The sequence below is a fragment of the Pararhodobacter zhoushanensis genome, from assembly GCF_025949695.1.
In the GTDB taxonomy this organism is placed as follows: Bacteria; Pseudomonadota; Alphaproteobacteria; order Rhodobacterales; family Rhodobacteraceae; genus Pararhodobacter; species Pararhodobacter zhoushanensis_A.
The window spans coordinates 1,252,159-1,264,065 of record NZ_JAPDFL010000001.1 but is presented as its reverse complement, the minus strand read 5'-3'; the positions used below and the strand labels follow the sequence as shown (position 1 = coordinate 1,264,065).

General features: G+C 66.7%; 15 protein-coding genes and 1 pseudogene. 9 read left to right on the top strand and 7 right to left on the bottom strand.

Annotation, left to right across the window (positions count from 1 at the left end; all coding sequences use genetic code 11):
• The first annotated feature begins 3 nt into the window (after positions 1–3).
• A complete protein-coding gene (locus OKW52_RS06200; RefSeq protein ID WP_264504944.1) occupies positions 4–252 on the top strand; it encodes an accessory factor UbiK family protein in 249 nt (82 codons plus the stop codon).
• Between the two features lie 59 nt (positions 253–311).
• Positions 312–689 (top strand): diacylglycerol kinase, encoded by a 378-nt coding sequence (locus OKW52_RS06195; protein ID WP_264504943.1) that lies wholly within the window; start codon positions 312–314, stop codon positions 687–689.
• On the opposite strand, the gene OKW52_RS06190 is transcribed toward OKW52_RS06195, so the two are convergent.
• A complete protein-coding gene (locus tag OKW52_RS06190) occupies positions 686–1,444 on the bottom strand; it encodes a zinc-ribbon domain-containing protein (RefSeq protein ID WP_264504942.1) in 759 nt (252 codons plus the stop codon). The two genes, OKW52_RS06195 and OKW52_RS06190, sit on opposite strands and share 4 nt — an antisense overlap.
• Before the next feature lie 133 nt (positions 1,445–1,577).
• Between OKW52_RS06190 and OKW52_RS06185 the strand changes: the two genes are divergently transcribed.
• From OKW52_RS06185 to OKW52_RS06155, 7 genes are all read left to right on the top strand, one after another.
• Positions 1,578–2,249: a cell division ATP-binding protein FtsE gene (locus OKW52_RS06185; protein ID WP_127105103.1), complete on the top strand. Its 672-nt coding sequence runs from the start codon at positions 1,578–1,580 to the stop codon at positions 2,247–2,249.
• Positions 2,246–3,151, top strand: a complete 906-nt coding sequence (locus OKW52_RS06180) for a cell division protein FtsX (RefSeq protein ID WP_264504941.1) — start codon at positions 2,246–2,248, stop codon at positions 3,149–3,151. Before OKW52_RS06185 ends, OKW52_RS06180 begins: the two co-directional genes overlap by 4 nt.
• A complete protein-coding gene (locus tag OKW52_RS06175; RefSeq protein WP_264504940.1) occupies positions 3,151–3,888 on the top strand; it encodes a lysophospholipid acyltransferase family protein in 738 nt (245 codons plus the stop codon). Before OKW52_RS06180 ends, OKW52_RS06175 begins: the two co-directional genes overlap by 1 nt.
• A gap of 1 nt (position 3,889) precedes the next feature.
• On the top strand, positions 3,890–4,225 hold the full coding sequence (locus OKW52_RS06170) for a TfoX/Sxy family protein (RefSeq protein WP_264504939.1): 336 nt from the start codon (positions 3,890–3,892) through the stop codon (positions 4,223–4,225).
• 65 nt (positions 4,226–4,290) lie between these two features.
• On the top strand, positions 4,291–4,722 hold the full coding sequence (locus OKW52_RS06165) for a c-type cytochrome (RefSeq protein ID WP_264504938.1): 432 nt from the start codon (positions 4,291–4,293) through the stop codon (positions 4,720–4,722).
• Between the two features lie 33 nt (positions 4,723–4,755).
• Positions 4,756–5,358 (top strand): pyridoxamine 5'-phosphate oxidase family protein, encoded by a 603-nt coding sequence (locus tag OKW52_RS06160; RefSeq protein ID WP_264504937.1) that lies wholly within the window; start codon positions 4,756–4,758, stop codon positions 5,356–5,358.
• Entirely contained in the window at positions 5,355–6,116 is a 762-nt protein-coding gene (locus OKW52_RS06155) for a hypothetical protein (protein ID WP_264504936.1), read from the top strand. The genes OKW52_RS06160 and OKW52_RS06155 overlap by 4 nt, the downstream gene beginning before the upstream one ends.
• A gap of 66 nt (positions 6,117–6,182) precedes the next feature.
• Here OKW52_RS06155 and OKW52_RS06150 read toward each other — a convergent pair whose 3' ends face one another.
• The 6 genes and pseudogenes from OKW52_RS06150 to OKW52_RS06125 form a co-directional block, all read right to left on the bottom strand.
• A complete protein-coding gene (locus tag OKW52_RS06150) occupies positions 6,183–6,668 on the bottom strand; it encodes a GNAT family N-acetyltransferase (protein WP_264504935.1) in 486 nt (161 codons plus the stop codon).
• Positions 6,665–6,988 (bottom strand): DMT family transporter, encoded by a 324-nt coding sequence (locus OKW52_RS06145; RefSeq protein ID WP_264504934.1) that lies wholly within the window; start codon positions 6,986–6,988, stop codon positions 6,665–6,667. The genes OKW52_RS06150 and OKW52_RS06145 overlap by 4 nt, the downstream gene beginning before the upstream one ends.
• Positions 6,988–7,946, bottom strand: a pseudogene (locus tag OKW52_RS06140) (acetyl-CoA carboxylase carboxyltransferase subunit alpha). Before OKW52_RS06140 ends, OKW52_RS06145 begins: the two are co-directional and overlap by 1 nt.
• Before the next feature lie 81 nt (positions 7,947–8,027).
• Positions 8,028–9,185 (bottom strand): ribonuclease D, encoded by a 1,158-nt coding sequence (gene rnd, locus OKW52_RS06135; protein WP_264504933.1) that lies wholly within the window; start codon positions 9,183–9,185, stop codon positions 8,028–8,030.
• Between the two features lie 118 nt (positions 9,186–9,303).
• Positions 9,304–9,756, bottom strand: coding sequence for a hypothetical protein (locus OKW52_RS06130; protein ID WP_264504932.1), 453 nt, complete (start codon positions 9,754–9,756; stop codon positions 9,304–9,306).
• Positions 9,753–11,867: an efflux RND transporter permease subunit gene (locus OKW52_RS06125; protein ID WP_264504931.1), complete on the bottom strand. Its 2,115-nt coding sequence runs from the start codon at positions 11,865–11,867 to the stop codon at positions 9,753–9,755. Before OKW52_RS06125 ends, OKW52_RS06130 begins: the two co-directional genes overlap by 4 nt.
• Positions 11,868–11,907: the final 40 nt, after the last annotated feature.

The following is an 11,907-nucleotide window of genomic DNA, read 5'->3' as shown; positions in this document are numbered from 1 at the left end:
GCGATGCAGCCCGGCAACCGTATTTTCGATGACCTGTCCAAGCTGATGACCAACGCCATGGGCGTCGCCCAAGGTGCCCGGACCGAGGCCGAAACCGCCGTCAAAAGCCTGATGGACCGCTGGCTTGCGGACCGCGACTTTGTCACGCGCGAAGAATTCGACGCGGTGCGCGCCATGGCGCAGAAGGCCCGCGAAGAGAATGAGGCGCTCAAAGCCCGGCTCGACGCGCTGGAAGCCCGCCAGAACGGCTGAGGCCGCTTCACAGTATTGTCAACTGCGCCTAGGCTGCTTGCGTCAGGAAGCGGGGGGCGATGATGTTGGCGTGGCTGGCAGCCGAAGGGCTGCGTATTGGGCGGACCTGCCTGTGGTCATGGCGCGGCTGGACCGCGGCCTGGGCCAGCGAAAAATCGCTTCGACAATGGAGCCTTGCCAACATCGCCTCGGCGGCGCTGGCGCTCTGGCTGCCGCTCACCCCGGCTGAGCGTGCGCTGATCCTGTCGCTGGGGATCTTGCTGCTGGCGGTCGAACTGATGAACACCGCTGTCGAGACCGTGGTGAACATGGTGTCACCCGAACACCACCCGCTCGCCGCCAAGGCCAAGGATTGCGGCAGCGCCGCCGTGGCGCTGACCGCGCTTGCTGCGGGCGTGGCATGGGTCGTGCTGCTCTGGGGGCAATGGGGGCGTTAGCCCCCGAAAAGCCCGCGCATCATGGTGGCAACCGCGATGCGGGCGCTGTCGATCGCACCGACATAGCTTGCCAGGGGGTCGCGCAATGCAGGCACGGTTGTGGTGATGAGCGGCGCCAGCAGATACACGACCACCAACGCAATCGCGAGCAGCGAAATCAGCGACACGCCCTGCCGAAAGCTGCGTTTCTCACTGGAAACGCCTGCATCAGAGGCCGTATCGGCACCGCGTCGGTCGCTGCCCGGCTCAAGTGTCGAGGTCAGCTCTTCGATATCGGGCAGCAGGTTGCGGCGGCTGATGTGCTCTTCTTCGACCGGCCCCTCTGCGCTGACGGGTGCCACCGTTGCGGGGGCTGGATCATCCTCGCCAAACACCCGTGACGGCGCGGCCTTCGAGCGGGTCGGCCGTGTCAGCCCCAGATCGCCCTGCGTTTCGATGGCGCCTTGAGCGCGCTTGCGCTCGCCCATCTCGCGATCGGCCTCTTCGCGCAGCACATCGAGCACCGTCTTGTCGATGCGCGGCGCGGCGCGCTCGCCCATGGTCGAACCGACCGGGCGCGCGTTGTCTTCGTCGTCGGGACCATCCTCGTCGTCATCATCCTCCATTTCCGCCGCGCGCATCTGCAGCGCGACCTCCATGGGGTATTGAAACCAGGTATTTCCACAGGCAGAGCACTGAACGTCGCGCCCAGCTTTGGGAATGACGCTCTCATCTACCTCGTACTGCGCATTGCAGTTCGGACAGGTCAGTCGCATCGGCTCTCCTACAGGACGAAATCCGCCCGTTGCCCGCCTCGGCCATTGGCTACGGTGTCTCAACGTTGTAGCAATCCCAAAACCAACTTCCAAGGGCAGAGCCCAGTTTCGACCAGAGGTAAAGGGGTTACTGTTGATCCGACTGGCAAACGTATCGCACGATTATGGCGGACGCGCCCTGCTGAACGGAATCGACCTGCATATCGCGCCGGGTGCGTTCCATTTCCTGACCGGACCTTCGGGTGCCGGTAAAAGCACGTTGCTCAAGCTGTGTTATGGTGAACTGCGCCCCAGTGCGGGTGAGATCGAACTGTTCGGCCAACCGCTGCGCGGCCTCAGCCGCGATGCACTGGCTGACATGCGCCGCCGGGTCGGGGTGATTCACCAGGATTGCCAGTTTCTGGACCACCTGACGCTGGCCGAAAACGTGGCGCTGCCCTTCGTGGCCACCGGACGCCCGGTGCCCGAGGCGGATCTGCGCGAACTGCTCAGCTGGGTCGGTCTGGCCGGTCAGGCCGAGTCGCTGCCGCCCACCCTGTCGGGCGGTGAACGTCAGCGCGCCGCCCTCGCCCGCGCGGTAATTCTGTCGCCCGAGGTGGTGCTGGCCGACGAACCCACCGGCAACGTCGACCCCGAAATGTCGCAGCGCCTGCTGTCCCTGCTGGTCGAGCTGAACCGCATGGGCACCGCCGTGATGATCGCCACGCATGACCTGCCGATGATCCGCAGTGCCAAGTCGATGGTGTCGGCCCGCGTGCTGCGCATCGCCGACCGCACGCTGCAAACCGCCGGGGCCGAGCTATGAACGCGGTGCGCGCCCTTGGCGGCGCCCGCCCCACGCCCGGTTTCGGCGATCCCGCACGGATCGTGCCCTCGTCCGGCATTGCCACGCTGTTGACCGCGATCACAGCGGGGGCGATGGCGTTTCTGGCTGTCTTCGCGCTGGCGCTGTCGATGTCGGCGGGGCAACTGGCGCAGCGCTGGTCCTCGACCCTGTCGCAAAGCGCCACGCTGAGGATCTCGGCCCCGCCTTCGGAAATCGCCGCGCAGACCGCTGCCGTGCTGGAGGTGCTGCGCACCACGCCCGGCATCGCCTCGACCCGCGTGCTGGATATCGACGAACAGCGCGCGCTGCTGGAACCCTGGTTCGGGCCCGATCTGCCGATCGAGAGCCTCGCCCTGCCCCGTCTGATCGAGATCATCGAAGCCCCCGAGGGGTTCGACTCGGTCGGGCTGCGCCTGCGGCTGGCGTCGGAAGCGCCGGGCGCGATGCTGGATGACCACACCCGCTGGCGTCGCCCGCTGGTGCAGGCGGCGGCAAGTCTGCGCGCGTTGGCGTGGCTGTCGGTGGCGCTGATCGGGGTGATGATGGCCGCGATGATCACGCTGGCCGCAGGCTTTTCGCTGGCCGCCAATGCACAGGTTATCCGGGTGTTGCGGCTGGTCGGTGCGCGCGACGCCTTCATCGCCCGCGCCTTTACCAACCGCTTCACCGTGCTGGCGGTGATCGGCGCGGTGGCCGGCATGGTGCTCGGCGTTGCCGCCTTTGCGCTCTTGCCGGTGGCGGGGGATTCGGGTTTCCTGACGGGTCTGGGCTTTTCGGGCGCAGGCTGGTTCATGCCGCTGGCGATCCCGCCGCTGGCCGGGGTCATCGCCTGGGCCGCGACCCGCACGGCGGCGATGCGGGTACTGAGGCAGGAGGGATAATGCGCTACGCGATCCAATGGCTGCGCTCGCTGATCTTTTCAGCGCAGGCCTATTTCGCGATGATCCCCATCGCGCTGATCTTCCTGCCCTGGGCGCTGATCGACCGGCGCGGGGCTTTTGGCGCGGTGCACGCCTGGACCGGCTGGATTCGCTGGACGGCCAGCTGGATGGTTGGCCTGAAGTCCGAAATCCGCGGGCCGATCCCCGAAGGCGAGGTGATGATCGCCGCCAAGCATCAGAGCTTTTTCGACATCATCCTGATCTGCAGCGCCCTGCCGCGCCCCAAGTTCATCATGAAAAAGCAGTTGCTCTGGGCCCCCATCGTCGGCTGGTACGCGCTGCGCATCGGCTGCGTGCCGGTGGACCGTGGTCGGCGCGGTGCCGCGATCAAGGGCATGGTGGAAAAGGTCCGCGCCAATGCGGTGGAGCCGGGGCAGCTGATCATCTTCCCGCAAGGCACCCGCGTCGCTGCGGGCGTCTCGATGCCCTACAAGGTCGGCGTCGGCGTGCTGTATAACGAGCTGAAAGCCCCCGTGGTCCCCGTCGCCTGCAATGTCGGTGTGTTCTGGCCGCGCCACGCGGTATACCGCAAACCCGGCACGGCGGTGATCGAGTTCCTGCCCGCCATTGAGCCGGGCCTGCCGATCCGCGCGTTTCTGGCGACGGTGGAAGAGGTCGTCGAGACCCGCTCGGACGCGTTGATGGCCGAGGCAGGTTTTCCCGCACTGGAGCGCTGAGATGTCCTCGACCCGCGAAACCGTCGAGTTTATCCGCGAACAGATGGACCCCGCAGGAGTGGTCAGCACCCGCGCGATGTTCGGGGAATACGCGCTGTATCTGGATGGCAAGGCGATTGCCCTGATCTGCGACGACACGCTCTATCTCAAGGATACGCCGGGTGCCCGCGCGCTGATGGACACGCCCGAGACCGCGCCGCCCTATCCCGGCGCCAAGCCGTATCTGATCGGCGATGGGCTGCTGGACGAACCCGAGGCCCTGATCGCCGTGGCGCTTGCCATCTGGGCCGACCTGCCCGTGCCCAAGCCCAAAAAACCGCGCAAGCCCAAGGCCTGAGCCGGAAAAACCGCCTTGACCTTCCCGTCGCTGGAACCCCTAGGAACCCGGCGCAGGAGGCCCTTATGCTCAAACCCCTTGCTGCTCTCGCCATCCTCGCCCTCGCTGGCGGGCTGTGGTGGACCACCCGCCCGGAACCAGCCGCTCCCCCGCTGCCGCCTTCTCGGGCCGGTACGGATGCGCTGGTTCAGATCACGCTGCCGGGGACGCTGGATGCGCACGCGCAACTGGGTGAAAGCATCTTTGCGCAGACCTGCGCCGCCTGTCATGGCGAGGCGGCGGTGGGGCGCGACGGGATCGGCCCGCCGCTGGTGCACAGGATCTATGAACCCTCGCATCACGCGGATGAGGCGTTCCAGATCGCCGTCGCCCAAGGCGTGCGGGCGCATCACTGGACGTTCGGCAACATGCCCCGGATCGAAGGCCTGACGCGCGGCGATGTTGCGGCGGTGATCGCGTATGTTCGTGCCTTGCAGCGGGCGAATGGCATCAACTAGGGTGACGGCAACCCCAGCCGGAAGGATCGCCTCATGACATGGATCACCAGTCTCGACCAACTCGAACCGATGTTCGGCGCCCCACCCGAGGCTGCCATCGTCAAGGTTACCCGCCGCCTGACGCCCGCTTATGCCCGCTGGATCGAGGCCTCGCGCTTTTGCATGCTGGCCACGGTCGGCCCCGAGGGCACCGACTGCACCCCGCGCGGCGACAACGGCCCGGTCGTGCAGCAGATGGACCCCGGCACGCTGCTGATGCCCGACTGGCGCGGCAACAACCGCGTGGATTCGCTGCGCAATATCGTCCGCGACGGGCGCGTGTCGCTGAGCTTTCTGGTGCCGGGGTCGAACACCGTGCTGCGCGTGAATGGTTCCGCCCGGCTCAGCACCGACCCGGCGCTGTGCGCGCGGTTCGAGCAGGCAGGCAAGCACCCGCATCTGGTGATCGTCATCGCCGTGGGCGAGGTTTACGCCCAATGTGCGCGCGCCCTGCTGCGCTCCGGGATCTGGGCGCGCGATGACAGCGCGGGCCTGCCCACCGTGGGCGAGATCCTGACCGAGATCACCCAAGGCGCGTTTGACGGCGCGGAATATGACCAAGTCTGGCCCGCCCGCGCCGCGCAGACGATGTGGTGACGCGCACCAACGTCATCCTCGCGGCTTCGGTCTGGCTGCTGGGGCTGTCTGCCGTTCCACCATTTGTATCCCCCGCGGGTGTAGCGCAGACCCTTCTCACCCCATCGTTTCCGTTCGCCGTTTTTGGCGTTGCCGCTTTGTTCGTGCAATATCTCGCCATTCCGGTTGCCTTCGGAATCGCCATGCGAGGCACGGGCGGCATGCCTTCGGTAGTGACTGCATACGTGCTCGGCTTCGTCAGTTGCATTTCTTCCTTGGTACTTGGGCTGTTTTCCAGTCCGGACCGCTTTGCGCTGATCGCGCTGTTTCTCCTCGCCTCGGGCGGGATCGCCGCCGCCTTGCTTCGCCGTGCGCGTCGGGAGCTTTGGCTCTGGGCGGTTCCAGCACTGGCTGTGGCGCTCTGGTCGCTGGCATCGGTTCCCGCCATGCTTTACGGAGCCACGTCATTGGCGTTCGGGGCGCCCTGGCGCATCCTCATCACCGACAAGCAGGGAGACTACCGGTCTGATTTCAGTTTGTGGGACCTGCGTGGGCTCGTCCTTTTTGCCCCCTATAACAACAGTTCTACAATTTACTGGCCCCACCATGCCGTGTTGGTGATCGGCAGTGACCCGGTAGCCTATTATTGGAGCAAGACTCAAATGTCCTGGCAGACACTCTACGGCGGCCATGTTCGGGATGAGGCAGAGCTCGTCGATTGGCGTGCCGCACTCGACGCGCAAGCTGAAGCCGCTGCGCGATCCGTGCCCGACCCGTGAGGCGACGCGCCGCGCCGGCCATCTTCCGGACTGAGCCTGCGTGCTTTCGCGGCACAAACCTTGCGTTCAGAGCGTGAATTTGCGCTGAATGCGGTCAACCAGCGTGCCATCCGACAACGGCACCGCGCGGATCACGTTGTAATCGACAAAGCCCATCTTGCCGTAATACCCCAGCCCCGGCACGTTATCGGCACGGATCGTGGCGTCGATCGCGACCAGCCCCAACGCCCTTGCGCGGGCCTTGGTCGCCTCGAACAGGGCCGTGCCCGCCCCGCGCACCGGCGGATCGCGGCGGGTGAAGCTGGCGATTGACCCCCAGCCTGCGGGCAGATCGGGATGCTTGGCCAGCGTCTGAAAGCCAACCGGCGTGGTGCCCTCAAGCACGGTATGGCAGCACAGAACCTTGGCACCGCCCAGACTGGACTGCCACAGCCCCTGCGGCGTGAAGGGCGTCTCATAGGCCGTAGTGCCGCCCGCCGCGATGATGTCGTTGAGCACCTCGGCCAAAGCCGGGGCGTCTGCTTCAACCGTGGGGCGGATGGTCAGGCTCATGCCAGTTTCAGCGCCACGATCCCGGCGACGATCAGCACGATACCGCCGATGCGCAGCGGGGTTGCGGCGTCCCCGAACCAGATCATGCCCAGAATCGCCACGCCCAGCGCGCCGATCCCCGTCCAGACCGCATAGGCGGTGCCAGCAGGCAGATCGCGCATCGCGCGGGCCAGCAGATAGAACGAGGCCGCAGCCGCCACGACGGTCAGCGCCGTCGGGCCCTTGCGGGTGAACCCGTCCGAGGCTTTCAGCGCCACGGCCCAGACGATTTCGAGCAGGCCGGCGGCAAAGAGCAGCGCCCAGGGACCACCGGGCAGCATCACGCGGCCAGGCCTTTGCGCCCCATGTCGAGGAACTTGCGGCGACGCGCGGCGATCAAATCGGCGGGCGATTTGCCGTCGAAGGTGGCCAGGACCGACTCCAGCGCCTTGCCGACAGACGCAATCGCCGCGTCGCGGTCGCGCTGCGCGCCGCCACGGGGTTCGGCGATGATCTGGTCGATGACGCCCAGTTTCAGCAGATCCTGCGCGGTCAGGCGCATCGCCTCGGCGGCTTCGCGCATCTTGTCACTGTCTTTCCACAGGATCGACGCGCAGCCTTCGGGCGTGATGACCGAATAGACTGAATGCTCCAGCATCAGGATCTTGTCCGCCGTCGCCAGCGCCACAGCCCCGCCAGAGCCCCCTCACCGATGATCGCCGAGATGACCGGCACGCCCACGGCAAGGCATTTCTCGGTCGAGCGGGCGATGGCCTCGGCCTGACCGCGTTCTTCCGCGCCCTTGCCGGGATAGGCACCGGGGGTGTCGACCAGCGTGATCACCGGCAGGCCAAAGCGCGCCGCCAGATCCATCAGGCGGATCGCCTTGCGGTAGCCCTCAGGCCGGGCCATGCCGAAATTGCGCTCGATGCGCGATTTGGTGTCCGAGCCCTTTTCCTGACCGATCACCATCACCGGACGGTCGTTAAGCCGCGCCAGCCCCCCCATGATGGCGTGGTCATCGGCGAAATTCCGATCCCCGGCCAAGGGCGTGTACTGGGTGAACAGCGCGTCGATGTAATCTTTGCAATGCGGCCGGTCGGGGTGACGGGCCACCTGACATTTGCGCCAGGGCGCGAGGTTCTTGTAGAGATCGCCCAGCAGCTGCTCGGCCTTCTTGTCGAGCGCTTCGGCCTCTTTGTCGACGTCCATCTCGGGGGTATTGCGGGCCATCGCGCGCAGCTCGGCGGCTTTGCCTTCGATCTCGGCCAGCGGTTTTTCGAATTCCAGATAGTTCATTGGCAACACCCCATAGGACGTGCCCTATATGCCCATCCTGCGCCGGTGTTGCAACCGCGCGGGACGGTGCACACAGAGGCGTCAGATTTCGATGACGATGACTTGTTGGCCCTTGGTCGCCAGCGCCAGCTCGCCCTTGCACAGACGGATCGCATCATTGCCGAACAGCTCGCCGCGCCAACCCTTCAGACAGGCCACGTCGCGCTTGCCAGCGGCAATCGCGTCCAGATCGCTGGTCGGCGCGATCAGTTTCTGCGCGACGCCAGCCGTGTCGGCCTTGGCCTTGAGCAGCACGCGCAGCAGATCCGCCAGCGCCGGGTTCACCTGCAACGGCGCGCCCTCATCGGCGACGCGCGGCCAGTTCTTGGGGTCCATCGTCAGCGCAACCTGCACCGATTCCAGAATCCCGTCAGCAATCTCGCCGCGCCGCGCTTCGCGCAGCAGCAGGCGTGAACGGCCCAGCGCCTCGATGCTCTCGGGCTTGGTCGAGGCCAGCTCCAGCAGGGCGTCGTCCTTGTAGACACGCGAGCGGGGCACGTTGCGGGTCTGGGCGTAATCCTCGCGGAAACGCGCCAGTTCGCGCACCATCGCCATGAACTTGCCCGACTGCCCGCGCGTGCGGATTTTCTGCCAGGCGTCCTCAGGATGCGTCACATAGGTGTCGGGCGAGGTCAGGATGCCCATTTCCTCGGCCACCCAGGCGGCGCGGCCGCTTTTCTCGATATCGGCTTTCAGATACTCATAGATCTGGCGCAGATGGGTCACGTCATCCAGCGCATAGCGCATCTGCGCATCGGTCAGCGGGCGTTGCGACCAGTCGGTAAAGCGCGAGGTCTTGTCCAGCGGCGCCTTGGCGATCTTTTTGACCAGCGTCTCATAACCAACCTGCTCGCCAAAACCGCAGACCATCGCGGCGATCTGGGTGTCAAACAGCGGCTCGGGGATCACCCCGCCGTCGATGAAGAAGATCTCCAGATCCTGCCGCGCGGCGTGGAATACCTTGACCACATCGGTGTTGCGCATCAGCTCGAGCAGCGGATCGAGCGAGATCCCCTCGGCCAGCGGGTCGATCAGATAGGCGCGATCCGGGCCTTTGCCGGGCAGCGCCATCTGCACCAGACACAGCTTGGCGTAATAGGTGCGCTCTCTGAGAAATTCGGTGTCGAGGGTGACAAACGGCTCGTGCGCCGCTTCGGCGCAGAGCGCAGCCAAAGCCTCGGTCGTGGTGATGATGTTCATACAGCCTCGCAAGGCGCGGGGTCGTCCCGCGGATCGTCTTTTTGCCTATAAGCGCCGAGACGGCGAATGGAAAGGCCACAAGCCCTGCGTTTACGGCGCGAAACCGGTGTTTCCACCATCATTCGCGGCGTTCCAGCACCGCGTCACCGCGCGCCGGACCGCGCAGATCATGCCCGGCGATGGTGAACTGCAGCGTCTCCCCTTCGCGCCGCAGCTCCAGCAGCGCGTCCTGTGAGCCTTCAAGACGCAAGACGCCGGGCGCAGCGGTGCCCAGCAGGTCGGACGGGAGGCCGTCCTCGACCGTCTCGGTATTTTGCGCGTGAAGCGTGCCATCCGCGTCTTCGGTCAACAGATAGGCAAAGCTCTGATGCACCTGCGCCGTCGCACAGCGCCCGACCAGAAAGGTCTCGCCTGTGCGCAAGGGTTCCAGCCGCAGCTGGCAGCGAAAGCGCTGCAAGGGTTCGGTGCCCAGCGCCAGATCCCCCTCCCCGCGCCAGCGCCCTTCAAAGGCGGGCAAGCTCTGCGCCATGGCGGGGCTGGCCATGGCCAGAAACAGCAGCACTCGGATCATTTCACGCTCCTTCGGATCAGGCCGGGCAGCAAGAACAGGTCCGCCGCCAGCGCTAGTGCCACGGCGAGCGCGATCAGCCCGCCGTAGATCGACAGACCCGGCAGCGCGGAAAACAGCGTGACCACCAGCCCGGCCAGCAAGATCGCCGTTGTCGCCGCCATCGGCGGCCCGGCTTGCGCCACCGCCTGCCGCACGCGGGCCTCGGTATTGCCCTGCGCCAGCTTGTAGCGGTTGAGGAAATGCAGCGTGTCGTCCACCGCGATGCCAAAGGCCACGGTCAGCGCGATCATGTTCATGATCGTCACCTCACGCCCCAGCAACACCAGCCACGCCTCGACCCCCAGAATAGGGATCAGGTTGACCACCAGCGCCACCAGCGCCAGCCGCATAGACCGATGCACCAAGGCAACCAGCAGGGTGATCGCCAGAATGGTGGTGTAAAGCCCCATCCGCAGGCTTTGCACGATCTTCGGCCCCTCGGTCAGCAGCGCATAGCCCGGCCCGATCACCTGCGTCTCGGGTCCGACGCCTGCCGCCTCCAGCCGGTCCGCCAGCAGCGCCAGCGCCTCATCCGCCCGCACATCCCGCGCGGCGATGGGCAGCTGCACCGGCAACGCATGCGCCGTGCCATCGCGTGAGGCCATGCGCGCCAGCATCCCCTGCCCTGCATCCGAGGCAACCCACGCCGCGCCCTCAGGCCCCCAGAGCGCGCCCGCCGCCGCCTCGACCCGGGCCAGAGGGTCGGCAGGGTCGTCCTGCACGATCACCAGCATGCGGTCCGAACCCAGCCCCGCCGCCTCCATCTCGCCCAGCGCCTGCGTCACGGCGGCACCGCGCGGCAGGTAATCGGCATAGCGAAAGCCCAGCGTCGACTGGCTTTGCAGCGCCCAGACCCCTGCCAGGATCAACGCCGCCGCCACCGGCACCAAGCGGGTATGCCGCGACACGGCCTGCGCCGGCGGCACCACGGCGTCGAACAAGCGGGGCACCCGCCCGCCTGCGCGTGGCACGCCCAGCGCCCACATCAACACCGGTGTCATCAGCAGCACCGAGACCAGACACAGCGCCATCCCCACGCCCCCGGTCCACGCCATCGCGTTCAGCGACGGCGAATCCGGCAGCGCCAGCGAGGCGAAGGCGATCACCGTGGTCAGCGAGGTCAGCGCCGCCGCCGGTGCGGTCTGACCCAGCGCCAGTGCCAGCGCGGCGCGGCGGTCGCCGGGCGTGTCCAGCGCATGGATCGCGGCATGGTAGACGTGGATCGCGTCCGAGAACGCCAGCACGATCAGCACCACCGGCAGCGAGCCCATCACCGGGTCAATCGGCGTGCCGCTCCAGCCCAGAAATCCCATGAACCAGACCAGCCCGGCAATTGGCGGCAGCGCAATCACCGCCACGGCGCGCACACTGCGAAACAGGATCATCGAGACAATCAGACACAGCACCACTGCCGCCGGAACCAGCAGCACAAGGTCATGGATCAGCTCTTCGGCAATCGAACGCTGCACCTCCAGCAGCCCGACCAGCTCGACCGACAGCCCGTCGATCCCCTGCACCGCCGCCAGCACCCGCTGCGAAAACCCGTCGCCGGCCCGCCCGCGCTCGGCCCCGACGGCGATCACGGTTGCGGTCAGATCCGCCGACATCAGCTGCGCCGCCAGCGGGTTCTGCGTGCGCATCAGGGTCAAACGGTCGGCGGGGGGCAGCGCGGCCAGTTCGGGCCCGTTCAGCCATGACCCGGTACGGCCCGGCGCGGGCAAGGCGGCCAGCGAGATGACCTGCGCCACCCCGTCAACAAATTGCAGTTCAAGCACCAGATCGTCTAGCGCCGCCAGCGCGTCGTCATCGGCAAAACTAGGCGCGCGGACCAGAAGCACCTCTTCCGCCCGAAACGGCGCGAAGGTTTCCTCATAGCGCACCAGCGCCTGCGCACCGTCGGTCTGGGGGCCGATCAGGCCCGACAGATCCACCGCCACCCGCAGGGTGGTGATCTGCCAGACCGACAGCAGGGTGACCAGCGCCAGGGCCAGCCCCGGCCAGAGCGGACGCGCCAGCAGCAGCCCGAAAAAGCGCACGAGGGCGGGGGATTGGGGCGCGGCGGCTTGTGTCATGGGCGGACAGTAGCACGCGCGCCGGGCGCGGCAAGGCGCA

Bases quoted from the DNA above. Each gene is read 5' to 3' on its own strand.
- rnd (WP_264504933.1), bottom strand. From the start codon at position 9,185: ATGAACATCATCACCACGACCGAGGCTTTGGCTGCGCTCTGCGCCGAA.
- OKW52_RS06180 (WP_264504941.1), top strand. From the start codon at position 2,246: ATGAACGCGGTGCGCGCCCTTGGCGGCGCCCGCCCCACGCCCGGTTTC.
- OKW52_RS06145 (WP_264504934.1), bottom strand. From the start codon at position 6,988: ATGCTGCCCGGTGGTCCCTGGGCGCTGCTCTTTGCCGCCGGCCTGCTC.
- OKW52_RS06195 (WP_264504943.1), top strand. From the start codon at position 312: ATGATGTTGGCGTGGCTGGCAGCCGAAGGGCTGCGTATTGGGCGGACC.
- OKW52_RS06130 (WP_264504932.1), bottom strand. From the start codon at position 9,756: ATGATCCGAGTGCTGCTGTTTCTGGCCATGGCCAGCCCCGCCATGGCG.
- OKW52_RS06170 (WP_264504939.1), top strand. From the start codon at position 3,890: ATGTCCTCGACCCGCGAAACCGTCGAGTTTATCCGCGAACAGATGGAC.
- OKW52_RS06165 (WP_264504938.1), top strand. From the start codon at position 4,291: ATGCTCAAACCCCTTGCTGCTCTCGCCATCCTCGCCCTCGCTGGCGGG.
- OKW52_RS06175 (WP_264504940.1), top strand. From the start codon at position 3,151: ATGCGCTACGCGATCCAATGGCTGCGCTCGCTGATCTTTTCAGCGCAG.
- OKW52_RS06150 (WP_264504935.1), bottom strand. From the start codon at position 6,668: ATGAGCCTGACCATCCGCCCCACGGTTGAAGCAGACGCCCCGGCTTTG.
- OKW52_RS06200 (WP_264504944.1), top strand. From the start codon at position 4: ATGCAGCCCGGCAACCGTATTTTCGATGACCTGTCCAAGCTGATGACC.
- OKW52_RS06125 (WP_264504931.1), bottom strand. From the start codon at position 11,867: ATGACACAAGCCGCCGCGCCCCAATCCCCCGCCCTCGTGCGCTTTTTC.
- OKW52_RS06160 (WP_264504937.1), top strand. From the start codon at position 4,756: ATGACATGGATCACCAGTCTCGACCAACTCGAACCGATGTTCGGCGCC.
- OKW52_RS06190 (WP_264504942.1), bottom strand. From the start codon at position 1,444: ATGCGACTGACCTGTCCGAACTGCAATGCGCAGTACGAGGTAGATGAG.